Here is a 21,433-nt window from a genome sequence, read left to right as displayed (position 1 = left end):
CGTGTATGTCCGGCCACCCACACCCCGGGCCCGCCCGGCTTGCCGCGGCGTCACGGGAGTCGCGCGCGACCGACGTCGGCTGTGTCCGTCTGGCGTCTCGGGCCGGGGGGCGCCGGCTTCCGGTCACCCGCGTTTCCACGGCCCGCCCGGCTCGCTTCGGCGTCCCCCGCGTCCGGGGTCAGGCGCGTCCCGCGTCCGGTGTCGCTTGTGCCCGCGTCCGGCGCTTGGCCGTCGCCCGCATGCGCGGCGTTCACCGGTATCCCAGGGCCCGCCTGGCCCGCGTCGGCGCCACGCTGGCCCGGTGTGCCCCGCTTCCGGCGTCGGGTGTGACCGGCGCCAGTTGCGTCCGGCGTCTCGTGTCACCCGCGTACCCAGGGCCCGCCTGGCCCGCCTCGGCGTCACGCGTGCCCCGCCTTCGCGTCTGTGGCCCGGGTCCGCTTTGGTGCCGTGGGGTGCGTGGTGGCGGCTGTGGCTGGACGGTGTTGTGGTCAGCCGCGGCCCAGGGCCCGCTCCACCTTGATCTCGATCACTACGCGGGACGGGTTGGGGGACGGAGTCCGTTCGTAGCGCTGGGCGTGGCGGCGTTCCGCCTCCGCGACTCGGTCTCGGTCGGTGTGGACGAAGGCGCGGCCCTCCAGGGTGGCCCAGCGGCGGCCGTCCACCTGGCAGACGGCGACCCGGGCGCCGGCCGGACCGGCCGCGCGGACATGCCCCACCTTGGCGCTCGTCCCGTTCGTGATCACCCGGGCCAGCCGGGCCGCCGGGTCGAAGGTCACGGAGACGGGCACCACGTGCGGGCTGCCGTCGGACCGCAGGGTGGTCAGCGTGCACAGGTGGCGCTCCTGCCAGAAGGCGAGGTACGACGCGTGCGGGGCGTCGAGGTCAACGGCGTATTCCACGGCGGGTCGGCTCATGTTCGGAAGGTAGCCGCCGAGGACTCCCGCAGCTCGCCTTGAGTGGAATAGACTCAACTTTGTGTACGTTGGTTAAGTCAGCACTGGGAGACGTGGCCGACAAGCCGACGCCGAGGAGGAGAACGCGAACGTGGACGCCGAGCTGACCAACAGGAGCCGGGACGCGATCAACGCGGCCAGCAACAAGGCCGTGACCGAGGGGCACCCGGACCTCACGCCTGCTCATCTGCTGCTGGCTCTGCTCCAGGGGCAGGAGAACGAGAACATCACCGACCTGCTCGCCGCCGCCGACGCCGACCAGGCCGCCGTGCGCTCCGGGGTCGAGCGGGTGCTCGCCGGACTGCCCAGCGTGACCGGGTCCACCGTCGCGCCCCCGCAGCCCAACCGCGAACTGCTCGCCGTCCTCGCCGACGCGAGTGAGCGCGCGAAGGAACTCGGCGACGACTACCTCTCCACCGAGCACCTGCTCATCGGCATCGCCGCGAAGGGCGGCGCGGCCGGCGAGGTGCTGACGGGGCAGGGCGCCGACGCCAAGAAGCTCCTGGCGGCCTTCCAGAAGGCGAGGGGAGGGCGCCGTGTGACCACCGCCGACCCCGAGGGCCAGTACAAGGCCCTGGAGAAGTTCGGCACCGACTTCACCGCGGCGGCCCGCGACGGCAAGCTCGACCCGGTCATCGGGCGGGACCAGGAGATCCGCCGGGTCGTCCAGGTACTGTCCCGCCGCACCAAGAACAACCCCGTGCTCATCGGCGAGCCCGGCGTCGGCAAGACCGCGGTGGTCGAGGGCCTGGCCCAGCGGATCGTGAAGGGCGACGTGCCCGAGTCGCTGAAGGACAAGCGGCTGGTGGCGCTCGACCTCGGCGCGATGGTCGCGGGCGCGAAGTACCGGGGCGAGTTCGAGGAGCGGCTGAAGACCGTCCTCGCCGAGATCAAGGACTCCGACGGGCAGATCATCACGTTCATCGACGAACTGCACACCGTCGTCGGCACCGGGGCGGGCGGCGACTCCGCCATGGACGCCGGCAACATGCTCAAGCCGATGCTCGCCCGCGGTGAGCTGCGCATGGTCGGTGCCACCACCCTGGACGAGTACCGCGAGCGGATCGAGAAGGACCCGGCGCTGGAGCGGCGCTTCCAGCAGGTGCTGGTCGCCGAGCCGACCGTCGAGGACACCATCGCCATCCTGCGCGGTCTCAAGGGCCGTTACGAGGCCCATCACAAGGTGCAGATCGCGGACAGCGCGCTGGTGGCCGCCGCCACCCTCTCCGACCGTTACATCACCTCCCGCTTCCTGCCGGACAAGGCCATCGACCTGGTGGACGAGTCCGCCTCCCGGCTGCGCATGGAGATCGACTCCTCGCCCGTCGAGATCGACGAACTCCAGCGCGCCGTCGACCGGTTGAAGATGGAGGAGCTGGCGCTCAGCAAGGAGACCGACCCGGCCTCCCGGGAACGCCTGGAGAAGCTGCGCCGCGACCTCGCCGACAAGGAGGAGGAACTGCGCGGCCTGACCGCCCGCTGGGAGAAGGAGAAGCAGTCCCTCAACCGGGTCGGCGAGCTGAAGGAACGGCTGGACGACCTGCGCGGCCAGGCCGAACGCGCCCAGCGCGACGGCGACTTCGACACCGCCTCCAAGCTGCTGTACGGGGAGATCCCCCAGCTGGAGAAGGAACTGGAGGCCGCCTCGGAGGCCGAGGAGGAGGCCGCCAAGGACACCATGGTGAAGGACGAGGTCGGCTCCGACGACATCGCCGACGTCGTCGCCGCCTGGACCGGCATCCCCGCCGGGCGCCTCATGGAGGGCGAGACGCAGAAACTGCTGCGCATGGAGGACGAACTGGGGCGCCGGCTGATCGGCCAGGCCGAGGCCGTGCGCGCGGTCTCCGACGCGGTGCGCCGCAGCCGGGCCGGCATCGCCGACCCCGACCGGCCCACCGGTTCCTTCCTGTTCCTCGGCCCGACCGGCGTCGGCAAGACCGAACTGGCCAAGGCGCTTGCCGACTTCCTCTTCGACGACGAGCGGGCCATGGTCCGCATCGACATGTCGGAGTACGGCGAGAAGCACAGCGTGGCCCGGCTGGTCGGCGCGCCCCCCGGGTACGTCGGCTACGAGGAGGGCGGGCAGCTGACCGAGGCGGTGCGCCGCCGCCCGTACAGCGTGGTGCTGCTGGACGAGGTGGAGAAGGCGCACCCCGAGGTCTTCGACATCCTCCTCCAGGTGCTGGACGACGGCCGGCTGACCGACGGGCAGGGCCGTACGGTCGACTTCCGCAACACGATCCTGGTGCTGACCTCGAACCTGGGCAGCCAGTTCCTGGTCGAGCCGACCACCAGCGAACTGGAGAAGAAGGAGCAGGTGCTGGAGGTGGTCCGCGCCTCCTTCAAGCCCGAGTTCCTGAACCGGCTGGACGACGTGGTCGTCTTCTCGGCCCTGAACAAGGACGAACTGGCCCGGATCGCCCGGCTCCAGATCGACCGGCTGGCGGCGCGCCTGGCCGAACGCCGGCTCACCCTGGAGGTCACGCCCGACGCGCTGGCCTGGCTCGCGGACGAGGGCAACGACCCGGCCTACGGCGCCCGGCCGCTGCGCCGCCTCGTCCAGACCGCCATCGGCGACCGCCTCGCCAAGGAGATCCTGGCCGGGGAGGTCAAGGACGGCGACATGGTCCGGGTGGACGCCTTCGGCGACGGCCTCCTGGTCGGCCCGGCCACCGGCAAAACCCTCTGACCAGCCCACCACCACGACGGCCCGCCCCACACCTCAGGGGCGGGCCGCCCGCGTGCCGGGCGGTCGGGCGCGGACACCGAGGGCCGAGGCGGCGGGCATCAGCCGCACGATGCTCACGCGGATTCTGCGTGGTCCGGCGCGGGACGGGGTGGCGCACAGGGTCGCGTACGCGACGGTGCCGCCCGCCGCGGACCACCGCCCACCGAGCCGGCCGAGGCGCTGCGCCACACGGGGGCGAGGCGCTGCCCGACACGGTCGGCGGCGGAATCCGGCCTGATCAGCGTACGGAACCGGGCGGCCCGCTCGGTCGCTGTAGTGGTCCGTGCGACCGCTCCCGTCCCCCGGCCGCTCACCGCGGTGTCATCGAGCGGCCAGATCCTTTCAGCCGAGCGCCGACAGGCCCCGTCGGGGCTTGCCACCACCCTCCCTGCATGGGGGAGGATGGCGGAATCCGCACGAAGGGAAATTCACGGTGAGCATCGACCCGTCCTCGATTCCGAACTTCGGGGGCCAGCCCGAGCCGCAGCCCCAAGGACCGGCGGGCCCCGTCGTCCCGGATCAGGACCTCGTGAAGCAGCTCCTCGACCAGATGGAGCTCAAGTACGTCGTCGACGACGAGGGTGACCTCGCGGCGCCGTGGGAGCAGTTCCGTACGTACTTCATGTTCCGTGGGGAGGCCGAACAGGCGGTCTTCTCCGTGCGGACCTTCTACGACCGTCCCCACAAGATCGACGAGAAGCCCCAGCTCCTGGAGTCCGTGGACGACTGGAACCGCAGGACGCTGTGGCCCAAGGTGTACACACACACCCACGACGACGGCACCGTCCGTCTCATCGGCGAGGCGCAGATGCTGATCGGCACCGGCGTCGACCTCAACCACTTCGTCTCCTCGACGGTCAGCTGGGTGCGGGCCGCGATCGAGTTCGACAGGTGGCTGGCGGAGCAGCTGGGCCTCGAACAGGAGGTCAACGAGGCGGACAAGCCCGAGGGCGAGGAGTGACGTCCCGCCCCGCACGGTGACACACGGCGGTACGGCGGCCTACAGCGGCGTGCGAGCCAGCACGACGAGGTAGGCGCCGTACCCGAAGGAGAGCCCGGCCAGGCCGCACACCACCACGGTGGCGTGCCAGGGCCGGGCTCTCGCCGTCCGCACCAGCGTCCGGGCCAGCGGCACCAGCAGCGGGAACGCGGGCAGCAGGAAGCGCGGCTTGGACTCGAAGAAGCCGGAGCCGCCGAGCGCGATCAGCAGCAGGACGCCGCTGTAGACGAGGAGCGGGAGCGGGGCGCGGTCCACGACGAGCAGCGCGTACAGCAGGACCGCCACCGCGAGGATCGACAGCGCCACGGGGAAGACCAGCCGGCTGTCCTGCACCAGCAGCCCCCGGACGAAGCGCAGCGAGCCGCGCCCGAGGTCGAACCTCGATCCCCACAGCCGCTGCACCTCGAAGTAGCCGCCGAACGGGTCGCCCTTGCGCCGGCCCACCCACAGCACGTACGCCGCCCAGCCCAGGGGCGCGAGCGCCGCGCCCGTCCACAGCCTGTGGGAAAACCGGCCGCGGCGCCGGCGGATCCGGTATGCCTCGCAGACCGCCGCGGCGAGCACGGCCGCGGCGACCGCGATGCCGTTGGGCCGGGACAGCCCGGCGAGCGTGGCAAGGCCGCCGGCCCACAGCCAGTTCCCGGCCAGCACGGCGTACAGGGACCAGGCCGCGAACGCGGTGAGCACGGGCTCCGTGTACGCCATCGACAGCACGACGGAGTGCGGCAGCAGCCCCCACAGCACCACCAGCGCCGTGCCCACGCCCGGCCCGTAGAGGCGGGCCCCCACCGCGTGGATGCCGCAGGCGGCGATCCCGGCCGCGGCCCAGGACACCAGCAGCCCCGCGGCGCCGCCGCCGAACGGGGTCAGGGCGGTCACGACCCGCACCAGGGCCGGGTAGAGCGGGAAGAACGCCAGGTCGCTGTGGATGACCGTCGGCTCGAAGAACACGGTGCGGCCGTAGCCGTGCGCGGCGATGCCCAGGTACCAGACAGAGTCCCAGGAACGGCCGAGCAGCGCCAGCGGCTGCTGGTCCCTGGCCCACGCGGCCATGGCGAGCACGGCGATCCCGGCGAGCCGGACGAGGGCGAACACCCCGAGCGCGACCCCGCTCGCCGTCAGGAGGGACAGCCGGGTCCGGGCGCGCTCCCGGGGACCGGGTTCCTGGGACGCCGCGGCGGCGGCAGGGACGAAGGTGGAACTGGCGTGGCTCACATTTCCGCAGCTTGCAGCGGTGAGCGCGGGGACGCGAGCAGTGTGCGCCCGAGCGGGTAAGCCCCACCACCCACCGGCGCGCCACCGTGACAGAACGCGGTCCGGCCCTCACCCGCCCGGGGGCCGGATGCCCACCACCGGCCCACGGCCCGCCGGTCCCGCCCCGACCCGAACGCCGAGACCCCGGAGCCCGGCCTCATCCCACGACCGGCTGGTCCGGTGGGCCGGGACGCAGAGGCAGACCGGGCCGGCTCGAACAGCTCGGGCCGTCGGGGAGATCGATGGGTCCCGGCATCGCACATCCCCGGCGGTGCACGCTACCGTCGGGGTCGTGGTCGATGGATGGGACGAGGCCGGGCTGCGGGCCGTGCGCGGCGCTCTCCACGCGCGGGACGGAGCCGCGCTGCTCGCCGCGCTGGATCGTGGGCCCGTGAACGAGGTGCTGCAACTGGCCGGCGACGGTGTGGCCGGGGCTGCCGCGAGGGGTGTGGCCGGGGCTGCGGAGACGGCGGCCACGTTCCTCGGAGCACTACGGGAGCGCGGCTTCCGGGGCGACGAGGAACTCGCCGACCAGCTGTGCACGGCCATGGGATGCGCGGCATCCCCTCTTCCGCGCCCGCTCGCGGTCGATCTGGAAGTGCTCGCCATGCTGCTGGAAGGTGACCCGGTCGAGTCCGGTGGCAGGATCGACCTGCGCACCGGGGAGTGCTGGGCAGCGTTCACCGACGAGTGGTCGCCGGGGCCAGACGCCGAGGAAGCGGAGGATCCCGGGCCATGGCTGGACGTGCCGGCTCTGGGGTCCCGGGCCGCCTACCGGGACATGGAGCTGTTCGTCGAAGAGGTGGGCGACGCCGCTCTCGCCGACCGGCTGCGCAGCGCCCTCGGTGGGAGGGGCGGCTTCCGGCGCTTCAAGGATGTGCTCGCTTGTGACGATCGCGCCCGGCGCCGGTACCACCTGTTCAGCGATGAACGCAAGCGTGGCCGGGCCCGTGCCTGGCTGGCCGAGGAGGGCTACTGCCCGCTCATCACCTTCTCCGCGGCCCACTCCGGTTCGGTTCCCTCGACGCTGGTGTGACTCTCGCCGCCCCTGCCCTGCATGGCCCGGGGATTGTCGGAGATTCCGGCGCCCCACTTGTTGAACGTGGCCGGGGCGACCGCGATCGCGTCCGCAGGCCGAGTCGGGCACGGTTCGCCCGGTGATCGCTAGGCCGAGCAGATGGGGCGGCCGGTCTGGGCCTCGACCGCCTCCGCGTCAAGGAAGCCGAGTCCTTGTGGGGTGGCGATGACACCGACGTCCTAATGCCGCTCCTGTGCTGCGGTGATCAGCCGACCCACGTCGGCGGCGATCCCGGCCGCACAGACCACGATCTGGAGGAACGGCTTGTCGGGCTGATCACTCACGTAGGCACTCCCAGTTGACGGCTGAAGTAATGCAACTCGGGCAGCGTCCGGCAGGAGCCTCGGGCTGCCATGCCACCGAGCACTTCGCGTATGACCAGGCGGCGGACGTCCTGTGCCGCACAGCTCTCGGCGATGCGCAGGGACTGGTAGCCGTCGGCACTTCTGCCCTGCTGACTCTAAGCACGCGGCCTCCGGCCTCACTCGGTGAAAAGCAACTCCCGAGTTTCCTCGGCGCACCCCCACGAGAGCGTGACACCGGCGCCCCCGTGCCCGTAGTTGTGCAAGATCACGGTGCCGTCCTCCCACGCCTCCGCCTCCACGCGGACCGTGGCACGGGTCGGTCGAGCCCCGATCCGGTGCTCCAGGACGCGGGCCTGGGCGAGGCGGGGCTCGACCTTGGCGCAACGGGCGAGGATGTCGGCAGCTGCCTTGTCGTCGGGGGCGAGGTCGCCTGTGCCGTCGATGGCGGTGCCGCCCAGGACGACGGTGTCGCCGTGGGGGTAGAAGCACAGCAGGTCCGGCGAGGGGCCGGTGTCCTCGGAGAAGAACTCGCTCAGCCCCGGGTTGGTGACGACGACGTGCTGACCGCGGATGGGCCGCAGGTCAGGGTCCGGGACCAGGCCGCGTGCGCCGAGGCCCGTGCAGTTGACGATCACCGAGGCAGGGCCTGCGTTCGTGAGCGAGGCCAGCTGCCGCTGCTCGACCGTTCCTCCGGCATCGCGCAGCCGGCGCAGGAGGTAGTCGAGATAGGCGGGCATGTCGATCAGTGGCACGGTGAACCGATAGCCCGCCGTGAATCCGGCCGGGAGTTCCGCCGGCTCGCACGGCCGGAAGCCCGGCAACGTCGTGGCCCAGTCAGGTGCGGCCTCGGCCGTGCGGGACGCCTCGATGCCGCTGGTGAGCCGCACTCCCGTGGTCGGGTCCTCGGCCAGCTCCCGGAAGATATCCAGGGACCGTTGCCCCCAGTGGTCGACCTTGTCCTTCGGCTCCACCAGGTAGGGGCCCCACATCGCCCCGGCCGCCAGCGATGTGATGCCGGGCACCTGCTCGGCGATCACGTGCACCGAAGCCCCGGCCTCGGCGAGAACGACGGCGGTGGTGAGCCCTGCCACCCCAGCCCCGACAACGACAACGTGCTCCCCTGCGGTCATGATCCTGACCCTAACGGCCGGGTGACGACGAAGGGGCGTGTCGGGCAAGGGCGGCCTCCAGGGTCGGCAGGAAGCTGCGCACGTGGGGGTTGCGCTGTCGGCGACGAAGTTCTACGGCGAGCTGACGGAGCAGCGCCGCGCTACGAGGCGAGCGCACCACGTCGAGGCGGTCGGCAGCGATCTGGCCGATCCCGCAGGCCGCCTCCAAGTCCCCGTGGGCGCTGTGCCCCAGGGCCAGCCAGGCCCCCTCGAACAGGGCTCTGCGCTGGCTGGGGTCACCGCGCGGGACGTCGTACGCTCCGGACCGGAGTATCTCGGTCCCCTGCGCGAGGAAGCGACGGCTCTTCGAGCCGCTGTCCGCCGTCTGCTGCGCACGACCCATCTGGATGAGGCCGTAACCGGCCTGGCAGTCCAGGTGGTTGTCGGTGAGAAAGTACATCCAGCGGGGCTCCTCCTGGCCACCGTCCCGGCTTGCGATCAGTTCGCGGGCGGATCCGCGGGTGTGGGCGAAGTCGTTGTCACGGCCGGCGGCGGCGTACGCGTAGGCGAGCCGGGACAGGACGGATGCCCGGACGGCCGGCGGAGCCGCGTCGCTGGCTCGGCGTGCGGCCTCACCAAGGGCTACGGCGTCCGCGGGGTGGCCCCGGCTCGCTGCCTGGAAGGACAGGTCACCGAGGATGTGGGCGCACAGGGGCAGATCGTTGACCTGATGTGCGGCCCTCAGCGCCGTAGCGAAGTAGCGCTGCGCCAGACCGTGATCGGCCGCGTCGAAGGCCATCCAGCCGGCCAGCTGGCCGATCTCCGCGAGCGCGCGGATCAGACGGCTCACAACAGCGGGAGGGTGGCTTCCTTCGCGGATCAGCAACCCGACCGCACGGAACTGAGCACCCACGTACGGAAGGTGACGTGCCCCTCCGTGCTCGTCGTCGAGCAGCTGGAGCATGGGCAGGTGCTGCTCCACCTGGTCAACGAGCGGATCGGTACCGACCGACGGCGTCATTCGGGGCGCGTACTGTCCGCGGCCCGCGGTGCCGTCGAGGTACTGGGCGACGATCGCGAGGAGTCCCGCGCCCGAGATCGCGAGGAAGCGTCGTCGGTCGACGAGCCCTCCCCTCACCCAGTCCTCCACAATCGCCTCCATACCCTGCACGGTCCAGGGCCGTGCGAGATCCGTGTCCGCCGGGACGAGCGCCGAGGAGTCGCCCACACGGCCCTGCCACAGTTCGGCCACCGAGACTGACCTGCCCAGCTCCTGAGAGAGCACATAGGCGGCCATCGTGGGTAACGGCGAGCGTGGCAGAGAACCGGAGTCCCTCCAGTGGTACGGCGCGGACTCAGCCACCGTCCCCGGTCCGAACACTCTGTTGAGCTTGCGAGCCAGTGCCTTCGGGCTCCACCCGAGTTCGTCGAGGCACTCCGCCAGTACGGCGTTGGGCTCCCCTGACTGCGGTGCCACGTGCGACCACCTCTTGCCCGAGTGGTTCATCCATTGCCTTACGCGCTTCCCATCGTGACGCCCTCGGTCGAACAGTTCACCGCCCGCTCAAGGAAGTTGACCGAGTTGACCCGCTGATCGGGTCCTGCGCTACCGGCTTCCTCCGGTGTTCTTGGATCCCGGCGAGAGGCGCCGCCTTCGACACGGACGGAGAAAGAGGTGAGCCTTGACACACCACACGAGCACATCCCAAAGCCGTCCGGGCAGTGTGCTGGAGCGCAGCCTTCGGCGACCATCCTCTGTCCCCGGACACGGGCCTACCGATCGCGGCGGCACGACCACACTGATCACGGATCTGCCGTACGGGCCGAAAGCGGCCGAAGTCGCTCGGAGCGCCGTGGCGGTAGCACTGTACGACGCCGAGACGGACCTTCTCGATGACGCCCGCCTGATCGGATCGGAACTGGCGACGAACGCGTTCACCTCGGGCAGCCCGCCCCTGGTCCTGTGTATCGACCGCAGGGGTCCGAGCACCGACGGCCTGGCGATCGAGATCACCCTCACCGACGGCGGCTGTTCCTGCCCCGGGCCCGCGTCCCCTCCGGCTCCCGACGAGGAGGCCGAATCGGGACGAGGACTGGCCATCGTCGAGGCCCTGGCCGATGCCTGGTCGCTGACGACCGGCACCCGCGGCACCCGTGCCTGGTGCCGGCTCACCCGAGGGGCCGGCCCTTCGTCCGCCGACACCTGATGTCCACGCCTGTGCGATCCCGCTCTCCAAGGAGGCATACACGGTGCGCATCGACCATGCGACTCCACCGCCCTCGCCCACGGATGTGCCGAAGGCCGCTCGCCAACCCCGTGTCATCGTCGTCCTCCACGAGGGCTTCTACGGCGCGGAGTCGGGCACCGGCTTCAGCAACCGAGCCTTCCTCACAGCTCTCGCCCGCCTGCTGCCGACGGGCCGCCTCTCGGTCATCACCCCGCGCGTGCCGGTAACCGCGGGAGCGCACGATCGGCGGTGGGCCGGCGAGGTCCAACGGATGCTGCGGCAGGCCGAGGCCGACGTCATCACGATCCCGTACGTCCAGGCGCCGCCCGACTCGGTCCACGGCTCGGTGCAGATGTGTGACCTGGCAGGCGAGGCAGCCGTACGCATCGCTGATCGCGCGAGCCGCTGCCTCCTCATCGGTCTCGACGTCCCCTTCCTCGGGCTCGCCCACCACACGACACCGACCATGGACCTTCTGCTCGTCCCCCGCTCCACGACCGCGCTGACGCGGCCCAAGGACATGCACCGAGTCCGCTGGGAGCGCGACGCCCTGCGGACGGCGACCGCCCGAGGTGGGCGAGTCGGCGCCATCTCCTCCCACATGCGACGCCACCTCATCGCCAGCTACGCCGTTCCCCGCACGAGCATCGTGAGCATCCCGAACGGGCTGATCCAGGAGGAGATGGCCAGGCCGGCAAGCGCGCCACCCGTGCCCTTCAAGGCCCGGGCCGGATTCCTGCTCGCCATGGGCCGCGCCGTGCCCACCAAGGGCTTCGAAGACCTCCTGGAAGCACTGCGCATCCTGAAGGAGCGCGAGGTCCGCGCTCCGCACCTGCTCCTGGCGGCTGTGACCTCGAACGATCAAGAACGCCCGACCCCGTACCAGGAGGGCCTCGCGGCCCGCATCCACGCGTACGGCCTGGACGCGACCTTGATCACGTGCTTCACCCCCGCGATCCGCGCCTGGCTGCACAACCCGGCCCTGCGCGCGGTGGTGGTTCCCTCCCGGGAGGAGCCCTTTGGGCGGATACCGCTGGAGGCGTTCGCGGCGGGCGCGGGCCCGGTGGTCGCAACCCGTGCCGGGGGACTGGCCCAGACCGTCGTCGACGGCGAGACCGGATTCACCGCCAGGCCACGGGATCCAAGGACCCTGGCCGCCGCCCTTCACCGTGCCCTGACCATCCTGCCCCGAGAACGCGAGCGGTTCCGGAAAGCCGGGACGGCACTGGTGCGCTCACACCACGACTACGAGGCCAGCATCGGTTCCGTCATCAACCGCATCGCCCCCTGGGCATTGGCGCAGTCGCCCATCGCAGAAGGCCGACAACGATGAACAGGCCGGTGGTGTTGATCAGCCTCAAGTCTCCGCACTCCTTCTGGCAGTTGTCCGCCGAGCACGAGCGTGCCCTGTCTGCCGCCTTCCCCGACATCGAGTTCCGCACAGCGAGCGAGGAAGACGTACCGCACTTACTCACCGACGCACACGTCTACTTCGGGTGGAGATTCGAGTCATCGTGGCTGCGCGACGCTCCTCGGCTGAGGTGGATCGCCTCCCCGGCCGCCGGAACCGACCATCTGCCCGCCGCCGAGGCGCACTCCGCCGGGGTGGCCCTCACCCGCTCGTACGGGTTCCACGGCAAGCCCATGGCAGAGCACGCCATGGGTCTGATCCTGGGATTCTCCCGCGGACTGTTCATGAGCCAGCGCGTCCAGCGGAACCGGACCTGGTGGAAGAACGATCTGGCCGAAGGGTTCTTCGACCTCGCCGGGGCAACGATGACCATCGTTGGCTGCGGCAGCATCGGAGGACACCTCGCTCGTGCCGCCCGCGCCTTCGGCATGGACGTCATCGGAGTACGGCGCACGCCGCCGGTGGCCGCCGAGGGCGGGATCACGTGGATGCACACGTCGGTGGTGCACCAGGCGGTCTCCGTCGCAGACGTGGTGGTCGATCTGTTGCCTGCTACTCCGGCCACGGACCGCTTCTTCGACCCCGATCTCTTCTCATCGTGCAAGCCCCGGTCCCTCTTCCTCAACCTCGGCCGCGCGGCAACCGTCGACCAGTGGGCCCTCCTGGCCGCCCTCAGCGCCGGCCACCTTCGCGGCGCGGCCCTGGACGTCTTCGACCCGAAACCGCTGCCCGCCCGTCATCCGCTGCGGCTCCACCCTCGGGTCGTGCTCACGCCGAAGAGCGCAACGCTCTGCCGCACGTACATGGACGAGGCAGTCGCCTTCTTCGCCGACAACCTGCGCCGCCACCTCGCCGGCCGGCCGCTCAACGGCCTGGCCGAGGTTCCCACGACCCGCTCTCCGATTACAGGAGGCTGACCGATGCCCACCACACGCCACCGCGGCCTGGCTGCCGCTTTCGCCGAGACAGGCCGCAACCACCCCTACCTGGCCTTCACCCTGAACTCGCTGTGCAACCTGGACTGCGTGTTCTGCAAGCCCCGCTGCATGCCGGACTACGGGCACAAGGACCGTCCCCTGACCGCCTCCGACTACGCGGCCATCGCCGCCGAGGCCGGCGGTTGGAAGATCAAGAAGGCGCACTGCTCCGGCGGCGAACCGACCCTTCGGGCGGACATCCTCGACCTGATCGCGGGCCTCGCCGACGGCCTCGGGCCCGACGCGGCGATCGGCATGACCAGCCACGGCAACCTGCGCCGCGGGCTGAGCGTCGAACAACTCCACCACGCCGGTCTGACGTACCTCAACCTCAGCCTCCACAGCCTCGACCCGGCGAGGTCCGCCGCGATCATGGGCGGCGGCGACCCGCGCACCACACTGCGCACCCTCGATGCCGCCCTCTCTCTCGGTCTGCGGGTGAAGATCAACTGCGTTCTTCAGCGCACCTACTTGGACGACGCCTTCGGCGTAGCCGAGCTCGCCCGCGATCTGCCCATCGCTGTCCGCCTGATCGAACTCCAGAACATCGGTCCCGCGCAGGCGCTGTTCGACACCGAGTTCATCGGCGAGGCAGAGGTCCGCGACCGTCTCCACGAGTGGTTCGCGAACGCCGGCGAAGTCTCCAGGGGCCAGCTGGGTGTCCGCAGCCCCGGGCAGTACCTACGCCCCGCCGGCTGGGCTGGATCGATCGGCTTCATCTCCAACTCCAGCTGCGCCACCTGCTCCGACGCCAACCGCATCAAGATCACGCCCACGGGCGTGGCCCGCCCCTGCATCCTCCACAACCGCGACATCCCACTGAAGCCCCACCTGGCCGACGGCACCCTCGGCGACGCCTTCGCCCACCTCTTCCAGGCCATGCTCGACCGCAACGCCAACGACGCCTGGCAGGGCTTCCACTACGTCGACTACGACCTGCGCTGGGACCGTATGGAACGTCCCGAAGGCACTCCGGTCCTGCCCCTGCTCCCCGTCCTCACCACTGAGGCGGCCGAGCCCTCCTGCGCCCGGGCCTCCACCAGGGAACGGTGATGGCCGTGTCCGAGGCACCACCCCTCTATCGAGGGCTCGGTGACCTGTACGAACGCGAGCTGGACGCCCACGGCGTGGGGGCCGCGATGCTCACCCACAAGTGGCAGCCGGCCGACCTGCTGGCTCCCCACTCGGACATCGACATACGTGTCCTCCTTCCCCAGTCTCCCGCGGACTGGGAAGAGTGGAACCACCGCCTGGCCGGCGCGCACACCGCCGCGGTCGGCCGGGAGATCTCCCATCGACGTCTCCTGGAGCATCCGCCCGGTTTCGCGTTCACCGTGTCTGAGGCGGACGCGCGGCTCGTCCACGCGCCCGAACTCGCGACCTGGTCGCTGATCACCGGGAACGCCCGGGACTTCCAACGCTGGAAGTCCCGGGCCCAGATGGCGCCCTGGTGCGAGGTCGACGAGCGGTTCTACCGGGGCATCCTCCAGACCCGGCTGGGTGGCCGATACCAACTGGCGGCGGACAGTACGGACAACGTGGTCGAGGACATCACCGCGTACCGCCGTCACTGCGTGGCCTGGCACTACCTCGCACCGTGCTGGTTCGCCGCTGCCGCACTCGCGACACGGACCCGCTGCCCCGGAAAGACGGCCGCTCTCACGCAGTGGCGCCCGGAAGGGCTGGACGGGCACGCCGAGTTGTTCCTCCGGCACGCCGAGGACGTGCCCGACTCACACCCACGGAATCCACGTCACCTGCTCCGCGCCGCCCACGTCGCCCTGGAGGCGGCCACGCGCCGGATTCCCGACGCGTGCCGCTCCGCTGACAAGGGCGAGGACCCCTGTACGGACTGGGTGATGACCGCCGGAATGCTCCGCGTACGCGTCGCCCGCTGGGTGTACTACCTCGACCCGCCGCCCGGTGTGGCGACCGAGTACCTGATCCGGCGGGAGGCGAAGGAACTTCGGTCCGCCGCAAAGACCCTGGCCACGCTCGCTGCAGACGAAGCCACTCCCGCACAGCGGCTGGCCGCCCGGATGGGTGCGTTGATTCCCACCGGACCGACCACCGCCGTCACCCTGCGTGCGACCCTCGCGCGCTGGCACCAGCAGAAGTCCATCGTCCAGGACTTCCTCAGCCTCAGCCCTGGTGACGTCCACCCCTGACCCAAGGAGTCTCGCCATGACCGCGCGTGCGTCTCTGCCCCGCGCCCTGAAGACAGCGAAGATCAAGATCACGACGAAGTGCAACCGGTCCTGCGACTTCTGCATCTTCGCCGACGGCGCCCAGGGCGAGAACATGTCCCTGGAACTGTTCTCCACCATCCTGACCCGGCTGGAGGCCATCCCCTTCCAGCAACTGCACATCAACGGCGGCGAGCCCACTGTGCACCGGGACTTCCCCGCGGTAAGCGACGCCGCTCGCACCCGTCTGCCGAACAAGGTCATGGTCCTGGGCACGAACGCCATCACCCTGGCCCGCAACCAGCGGATCATGGAGGCCACCCTCAGCTCGTACGACCAGATCCTCATCGGCTGCGACGACGAACACGAGAACTACGACGAAGTGCACGCCGTTGTGCCGCGTCTCCGCGAAGCTGGCAAGACCGTGGTCATCAACAGCGTTCTGGAAGGCATTAGTTCCACCCGGCTCACACAGCTCGCGAAGCTGTGCGACAGGTACGGCGCCATCCACATCACCAACCACGTACACCACGTCGACGTCGGCCAGCCCACGAACGAACTGCGCGGCATCTGCGACCGCTACCTCGACCAGCACCTGATGATCGAGACAGACGGGTCCTGCTACCGCTGCTTCAACGCCATGGCGAAGGACGACAGCGAATTCAGCATCTGGGACGAGGACTTCGCGGCCAAGGTGTTCGCGCCCCGGGGCCACCACTACCGGTTCTGCCTGCGCTGCCACGAGTACACCGACTCCGGCGCCGCACTCGTCCCCGCCCTCACTGTCTGATCCCCAAGGCCGGAGGTACACCACCATGCCCGCAGTCCTCGGACTGAATTTCCACCACGACACCGCCGCCGCCTTGGTCATCGACGGCCGCCTCTACGCCGCTGAAGAGGAACGCTGGAGCGGCGTCAAGCACAACCATCCCATCCGCAAGGGCACGCTCACCTCCCCGACCCGCGCGCTCCAGTGGTGCCTGGAAGCTGCCGGCATCGAACCGCAGGACGTGGACGCCGTCTGGGCCGCCTCCATGCATCCCAGCCCTGCGGCCGGCTGGTGGCTGGCCGAGGAGCGGGACGAACTCGCCGCCCTCCTGCCCGCCCCGCTCAGCGAACACCTTCGCCTCCTCTCCCACCACACGGCCCACGTGCTCTCCGGCTATCTGCTCTCCGGGCACGAGCACGCGGCGGGCCTCGTCATCGACGCCGGCGGCTCATCCCTGGGCTCCGATTTCGGTCCGGGCCGGGAGCGCATCACGGGGTACGACCTGCGGCCCGACCGCATCGACCGCCTCCACCAGGGCATGCCGACCGTCGTCCCCAGCCCGGCGGGGCCCCGGCGTATCCATTCCTCCCTCGGGCACTTCTACCGGAACCTCGCCCGGCGAGTAATCCCGCCCGGCGACGAGCCCGAAGGCAGCATGATGGCTCTCGCGGCCTTCGGCGATCCCCAGCGCTACAGAGCGCATGTCCGCGACCTGGTCCGGCTCGGCGAGGACGGCGAGGTCCGCATCGATCACCCCTGGGGTTCGGCGGACAGCAGCACACCGCTGCTCCTTGATGGCCGGGCATGGACCGCCGACAACGTCGCGGAACAGCCGGAACACAAGCGGGCCGACCTGGCCGCCGCCGTCCAGGAGGTCTTCGTCGAATCGGTCGTCCACATCGCCCGCCACCTGCAACGGCTCACTCGGGCCTCAGCGTTGGTGTTCTCGGGCGGATGCGCCCTGAACTCCCGCCTCAACGGCCAGCTGGCCGCCGACAGCGGCTTCGACACCCTCTTCGTCGCGCCGGCCCCGCACGACGCCGGCACAGCCGTGGGCGCCGCGCTCTACGGCTGGCACTACCAGCTCGGGCAGGAACGCCTGCCGGTGCCGACCGACGCGGCCTGGGGCCCCTACCCCGGCACGCTGCCGGGGACAGCCATGCCGTCCGGCTACCGCGCCTTGCCCGACCTCGGGCCTGGACTGGCGCTCACGGCCGCGGAGTTACTTGCGGAACACCACATCGTCGGCTGGGTGCAGGGGCAGCTCGAATTCGGGCCGCGGGCGCTCGGCCATCGCTCGATCCTCGCCCACCCCGGTCACGCCGCCACGAGGGACCGGCTCAACGCCATCAAGAAGCGAGCCACGTACCGCCCCTTCGCACCGGCCATCCTCGCCGAGCACGCCACCGAGTGGTTCATGTCGGCAGGCGACCCCTTCATGAACCGTGTCGCCCGCGTCCGCCGGTGCCGAGCCGACCGCATCGCGGCAGTCACCCACCACGACGGCACCGCGCGCGTCCAGTCCGTCACCCCCGACCACCAGGGCCTCGGCGAACTCCTGCAACATTTCCACGACCGCACCGGACTGCCGCTGCTGCTGAACACCTCCTTCAACCGCAAAGGCACCCCGATCCTGCGGACCGCCGAGCAGGCGGTGGCAGCGACGGCGGACCTACACCTCGACGCCCTCGTGGTCGGGGACACCCTGCTGCTCGCCGACCACGTGCCCGACCCCCGTTCCATGCCCCTCCGTACGAGGTGAGGCGGATGAACCCCATCGGCCTGGACCGCGTCGTGACCGTGCTCGGTGCCACCGCGTGGAGTACGGACGAGCAGCACCGTGCCCGCGTGGCCGGCAGTCTCGCACTCACGGTCTACGACGGCCACACCCGTGACCAGGGCACGCCGTACCTGGAACACCCGCTGGCCGTCATCACGCTCTTGAGGACGGAGATCGGCGTCACCCACCCCGAAACCCTCCTCCTCGCCCTCCTCCACGACGCCTTGGAGGTGGCCCCGGAATCGGAGGTGCTGCTCGTCCATCACCTTGGAGGTCCGTTCACCGCCCGCCTGCGTGCCATGACGGCCGACCACCGCCTCGAACGGCGCCCCAAGTCCGTGGGCGACGAGACCCGTTGGCGCGCCAAGCAGGCCGCGCTCCCGCCCGCGGACCTCCTCGTCCGGCTCGCCGACCGCCTCCACAACCTGCGCGATCTCGGCGCATCCCCGAACCCCGACCGGCGCCGACGGTTCCTCCAGGGCCTGCACGACTTCCACCTCCCTCTCGCAGACGCCGCCCGCGGCCTCGGCCCTCATCTGGAAGCCATGCACGCGCGGCTGCATGCCGAGTACGCCCGACACACACAGGAGGTGCGCCGGTGAAACGGGTCGTCTACTCGATGGAGCCCGTCGGCCGGACCGGCGGCCGGGTCTACCTGCGGATGCTCCAAGAGGTGACGGCCGACGACGTGGAGTGGCGCACCGTCCCGGACCACAAGCGGACCTACCGGGTCCGCCGCTGGCGCAAGCTCCGCCACCTCGCCCGCCTGGCACCCTCCATCCGGGCACTGGACGGCGCCACCGGCACCTTCGTGTGGGACGACCTGAGCCTGCTGCTGTTCACGCCTGGGATGCGCGCCCGAACGGTGTTCCTCCTGCACCACTACGAGCCGTTGCAGCACGACTCCGCTCCCGTCGAGGCCATGCTCTGGGAACATCTGTTCCGGGTGCTGCCGCAGTGCGCCGCCGTGGTGTGCGTCGCCCCGTACTGGGCCGACTTCCTCCGGGCCCGAGGCGTTCGCAACGCACGGGTGATCTACAACGCCTTCGACATGGCCGAGGTCCAACAGGCGCGTGGCCTCGACCGAATCGAGTGCCGCGCCGAGTTCGGCCTGTCCCCGGACGTGATCGGCGTCTACGCGGGCAAGGCCGTGCACTGGAAGGGAACCGAGGAGGTCTCGGCAGCCCTCGCCGACGTACCGGGGATGCGGGTGATCACCAGCGGCAGCAACACCATCGGCTTCGACGGGGCCCACTACGACGTGGAGCGCGAGCGGTATCTGCGGCTGCTGTGCGCCTGCGACGTCGGAGTCTTCCTCCCTCGAATGCAGGAAGGTTGGAGCCGCTGCGCGGCCGAGGCTCTACTGCTCGGCTTGCCCTGCCTCATCCGCCCGGTGGCCGGCGTGGGCGACCTCGCCGCGCTGACCGGCCAGCCGGCCCCGGATCTCGGCCGTCTACCGGCGCAGGTCCGGGAACGGGCAGCGGCACGCCAGGCCGAGGCCAAGGCGCCGTACGAGGCCCTGGCCCGGTTCGACCTGAACTATTTCGGCAACGCTTGGGGCGATCTGTTCGCACAGGTCGCCTGACCAACGGCTATGCCTGCGCGGCCAGCTTCTTGGCCGCGGCGTCCAGACGGGCCAGCACGCGGTCCCGGCCGAGCAGTTCCATGGACTCGAACAGCGGGAGTCCGATCGTCCGGCCGGTGACCGCGACCCGAACGGGCGCCTGGGCCTTGCCCAGCTTCAACCCGTGCTTCTCCCCGACGGCGAGCAGGACGGCCTTCAGATCCTCCGCCTTCCACTCCGCGACCGTGGCCAGCTCGGCGTGGGCGTCCGACAGGATGTCGTTGGCGCCCGCCTTCATCGCCTTGTTCCACGACGCCTCGTCCTCGACCGGCTCGTCGAGGAACAGGAAGTCCACGTAGCTGGTGATCTCGGACAGCAGCGCCAGCCGCGTCTGAGCCAGCGGCGCGGCTGCTTCGAAGACTGCCGTGTCGAACGCCTCCGGCCGCCACGGCGCGTAAGGAGCGACGAGCCACGGCGCGCAGGCGGCGGCGAACTGCTCCGGCAAGAGGGCGCGAATGTAGTCACCGTTGAACGCCGTCAGCTTCTTCACGTCGAAGAACGCCGGCGCGGTGTTGACGTCCTCGATCCGGAAGAGCTGCTCCAGCTCCTCGTACGGCATGATCTCCCGGTCGTCGCCCGGACCCCAGCCCAGGAGCATGAGGTAGTTCACCATCGCCTCGGGCAGGAAGCCCTCGGCGAGATAGTCCTCCAGCGCCACCTTGTCCCGCCGCTTGGACAGCTTCTGCCGCTTCTCGTTCACGATCACCGGCAGGTGCGCCCACACGGGCGGCTTGGCGCCAAGCGCCTCCCACAGCAACTGCTGCTTCGGCGTGTTCGACAGGTGCTCCTCACCGCGGATGACCTGCGTGATCCCCTCGTCCAGGTCGTCGACCACGTTCGCGATCAGGAAGACCGGGGACCCGTCACCGCGGGCGATCACGAAGTCCTCGATGGCGCTGTTCGGGAACGCCGGCTCTCCGCGAACCAGGTCGACGACTACCGTCTCGCCGTCGTCCGGCGTCCGGAACCGCAGCGCCCGCCCCTCCTCGAAGGCCAGCCCTCGGTCCCGGCAGAACCCGTCGTACCCGAGGTGCTCCGACCCCGTGCGCTCCTTCAGCTGCTCCCGGCTGCAGTCGCAGTAATACGCCCGGCCGGCCTCGAAGAGCTGCTGGGCCGCCTCGCGGTGCCGATCGGCATTGTGCGACTGGAAGTACGGCCCTTCGAAGGCCGGGTCCTCGCCATGAATACCGATCGCAGCGAGCGCGTTGATGATCCCGTCGATCCACTCCGGCTTGTTCCGGGCGGCGTCGGTGTCCTCGATCCGCAGAACGAACGTGCCGCCGGACTGTCGCGCCACCGCCCAGTTGTAGAGAGCGGACCGTGCCCCACCGACATGGAACATGCCGGTCGGAGACGGGGCGAAACGAACGCGAACGGGGGCAGTAGACATGGGAGCCAGGGTACCGACGCGGTGCCTTGGCCCCGGACCACTCCGCGTACCGCCGCACCGTCGTTTTCCGGCTGACTCTCGTTCTACTCGTATGTCTCCTTCCACCGCTCTCGGTGCCGCCGGTCCCCTTACCCAAGGCCGTTCACCGCGCCGAGCGACAACAGCGAGGCCCCGTTGTTCCACAGCCCCAGGTGATCGCGATGGACGGCGAGGATGTCGTTCTCCGTGGCGAACTTCTCAGCCGGCCTGCTGAAGTACGTCGTGGCCACGAAGATCGCCACGTCGACCTTGAAATGCACCCTCGCGCCGAGCAGGTCCCGGACCTCCCGGCTGGGGATCTTGCTCCTGGGCGTGTACCGCTTGCACTGGATCACCATGCTCCGCCCATCGGGAAGGACCCCAGGACGTCAGCCCCATTGTCGTGAGAGCCGCCGACCCTCCGCACGTCGGTGCACCCGTCGCGCCGGCACCGCCCAGATCTGGCAGGCATGGCGGCTGAGTGCTGTACGCTTGGCTCACTCCAACGACGCGGGGTGGAGCAGCTCGGTAGCTCGCTGGGCTCATAACCCAGAGGTCGCAGGTTCAAATCCTGTCCCCGCTACTATGATCGAGTCGTCCAACGGTTTTTGTCGGGCGACTCG

General features: G+C 70.4%; 18 protein-coding genes, 1 tRNA gene and 2 pseudogenes. 13 read left to right on the top strand and 8 right to left on the bottom strand.

Annotated elements, in window-relative coordinates; genetic code table 11:
- Positions 1–488: 488 nt before the first annotated feature.
- On the bottom strand, positions 489–914 hold the full coding sequence (locus ACIRFL_RS07520; protein WP_404024999.1) for a pyridoxamine 5'-phosphate oxidase family protein: 426 nt from the start codon (positions 912–914) through the stop codon (positions 489–491).
- A 130-nt stretch (positions 915–1,044) separates the two neighbouring features.
- On the opposite strand from ACIRFL_RS07520, the gene clpB reads away from it, so the two are divergent.
- Together clpB and ACIRFL_RS07510 are read left to right on the top strand one after the other, a co-directional pair.
- Positions 1,045–3,642, top strand: a complete 2,598-nt coding sequence (gene clpB / locus ACIRFL_RS07515; RefSeq protein ID WP_404024998.1) for an ATP-dependent chaperone ClpB — start codon at positions 1,045–1,047, stop codon at positions 3,640–3,642.
- Positions 3,643–4,114: 472 nt separating this feature from the next.
- Positions 4,115–4,642 carry a YbjN domain-containing protein gene (locus ACIRFL_RS07510; RefSeq protein ID WP_404024996.1) on the top strand — a complete coding sequence of 176 codons (528 nt, stop codon included), beginning with the start codon at positions 4,115–4,117 and terminating at the stop codon, positions 4,640–4,642.
- A gap of 39 nt (positions 4,643–4,681) precedes the next feature.
- Here ACIRFL_RS07510 and ACIRFL_RS07505 read toward each other — a convergent pair whose 3' ends face one another.
- Positions 4,682–5,896, bottom strand: coding sequence for a hypothetical protein (locus ACIRFL_RS07505; RefSeq protein WP_404024994.1), 1,215 nt, complete (start codon positions 5,894–5,896; stop codon positions 4,682–4,684).
- A gap of 331 nt (positions 5,897–6,227) precedes the next feature.
- Here ACIRFL_RS07505 and ACIRFL_RS07500 point away from each other — a divergent pair, with 331 nt between their 5' ends.
- Positions 6,228–6,971 carry a hypothetical protein gene (locus ACIRFL_RS07500; protein ID WP_404024992.1) on the top strand — a complete coding sequence of 248 codons (744 nt, stop codon included), beginning with the start codon at positions 6,228–6,230 and terminating at the stop codon, positions 6,969–6,971.
- A gap of 32 nt (positions 6,972–7,003) precedes the next feature.
- Here ACIRFL_RS07500 and ACIRFL_RS07495 read toward each other — a convergent pair.
- The 4 genes and pseudogenes from ACIRFL_RS07495 to ACIRFL_RS07480 form a co-directional block, all read right to left on the bottom strand.
- Positions 7,004–7,297: pseudogene (locus ACIRFL_RS07495) on the bottom strand (flavoprotein); the annotation flags it as partial.
- Positions 7,294–7,473: pseudogene (locus ACIRFL_RS07490) on the bottom strand (transcriptional regulator); the annotation flags it as partial. The pseudogenes ACIRFL_RS07495 and ACIRFL_RS07490, both read right to left, overlap by 4 nt.
- A 21-nt stretch (positions 7,474–7,494) precedes the next feature.
- Positions 7,495–8,448, bottom strand: coding sequence for an FAD-dependent oxidoreductase (locus tag ACIRFL_RS07485; RefSeq protein WP_404024989.1), 954 nt, complete (start codon positions 8,446–8,448; stop codon positions 7,495–7,497).
- A 10-nt stretch (positions 8,449–8,458) separates the two neighbouring features.
- Positions 8,459–9,904 (bottom strand): carph-isopro domain-containing protein, encoded by a 1,446-nt coding sequence (locus tag ACIRFL_RS07480; RefSeq protein WP_404024988.1) that lies wholly within the window; start codon positions 9,902–9,904, stop codon positions 8,459–8,461.
- A 376-nt stretch (positions 9,905–10,280) separates the two neighbouring features.
- On the opposite strand from ACIRFL_RS07480, the gene ACIRFL_RS07475 reads away from it, so the two are divergent.
- From ACIRFL_RS07475 to ACIRFL_RS07435, 9 genes are read left to right on the top strand one after another with little or no spacing between them, the layout of a single operon-like run.
- Positions 10,281–10,634 carry an ATP-binding protein gene (locus ACIRFL_RS07475; RefSeq protein ID WP_404024986.1) on the top strand — a complete coding sequence of 118 codons (354 nt, stop codon included), beginning with the start codon at positions 10,281–10,283 and terminating at the stop codon, positions 10,632–10,634.
- Positions 10,635–10,677: 43 nt separating this feature from the next.
- The gene (locus ACIRFL_RS07470) at positions 10,678–11,988 is read left to right on the top strand and encodes a glycosyltransferase family 4 protein (protein WP_404024985.1); all 1,311 of its coding nucleotides are present in this window, start codon (positions 10,678–10,680) and stop codon (positions 11,986–11,988) included.
- Positions 11,985–12,983, top strand: coding sequence for a D-2-hydroxyacid dehydrogenase (locus ACIRFL_RS07465; RefSeq protein ID WP_404024983.1), 999 nt, complete (start codon positions 11,985–11,987; stop codon positions 12,981–12,983). Before ACIRFL_RS07470 ends, ACIRFL_RS07465 begins: the two co-directional genes overlap by 4 nt.
- Positions 12,984–12,986: 3 nt before the next feature.
- Positions 12,987–14,096, top strand: coding sequence for a radical SAM protein (locus ACIRFL_RS07460; protein WP_404024980.1), 1,110 nt, complete (start codon positions 12,987–12,989; stop codon positions 14,094–14,096).
- Positions 14,096–15,211 (top strand): hypothetical protein, encoded by a 1,116-nt coding sequence (locus tag ACIRFL_RS07455; RefSeq protein WP_404024978.1) that lies wholly within the window; start codon positions 14,096–14,098, stop codon positions 15,209–15,211. Before ACIRFL_RS07460 ends, ACIRFL_RS07455 begins: the two co-directional genes overlap by 1 nt.
- 16 nt (positions 15,212–15,227) lie before the next feature.
- Positions 15,228–16,019, top strand: a complete 792-nt coding sequence (locus ACIRFL_RS07450) for a radical SAM protein (RefSeq protein ID WP_404024975.1) — start codon at positions 15,228–15,230, stop codon at positions 16,017–16,019.
- Between the two features lie 25 nt (positions 16,020–16,044).
- Entirely contained in the window at positions 16,045–17,760 is a 1,716-nt protein-coding gene (locus ACIRFL_RS07445) for a carbamoyltransferase C-terminal domain-containing protein (RefSeq protein ID WP_404024974.1), read from the top strand.
- Between the two features lie 5 nt (positions 17,761–17,765).
- On the top strand, positions 17,766–18,380 hold the full coding sequence (locus tag ACIRFL_RS07440) for an HD domain-containing protein (protein WP_404024971.1): 615 nt from the start codon (positions 17,766–17,768) through the stop codon (positions 18,378–18,380).
- Complete coding sequence (locus tag ACIRFL_RS07435) at positions 18,377–19,363, top strand: glycosyltransferase (protein WP_404024969.1); 987 nt, start codon at positions 18,377–18,379, stop codon at positions 19,361–19,363. Before ACIRFL_RS07440 ends, ACIRFL_RS07435 begins: the two co-directional genes overlap by 4 nt.
- A 7-nt stretch (positions 19,364–19,370) precedes the next feature.
- On the opposite strand, the gene gltX is transcribed toward ACIRFL_RS07435, so the two are convergent.
- Both gltX and ACIRFL_RS07425 read right to left on the bottom strand, forming a co-directional pair.
- Positions 19,371–20,744 (bottom strand): glutamate--tRNA ligase, encoded by a 1,374-nt coding sequence (gltX, locus tag ACIRFL_RS07430; RefSeq protein ID WP_404025298.1) that lies wholly within the window; start codon positions 20,742–20,744, stop codon positions 19,371–19,373.
- Between the two features lie 176 nt (positions 20,745–20,920).
- A complete protein-coding gene (locus tag ACIRFL_RS07425; RefSeq protein ID WP_404024966.1) occupies positions 20,921–21,169 on the bottom strand; it encodes a restriction endonuclease in 249 nt (82 codons plus the stop codon).
- Between the two features lie 150 nt (positions 21,170–21,319).
- Here ACIRFL_RS07425 and ACIRFL_RS07420 point away from each other — a divergent pair.
- A tRNA-Met gene (locus ACIRFL_RS07420) sits at positions 21,320–21,393 on the top strand.
- Positions 21,394–21,433 lie beyond the last annotated feature (40 nt).

The organism is Streptomyces sp. NPDC102462, assembly GCF_044765425.1.
Classification (GTDB): Bacteria; Actinomycetota; Actinomycetes; order Streptomycetales; family Streptomycetaceae; genus Streptomyces.
This window is presented reverse-complemented; position numbering and strand designations above follow the sequence as displayed.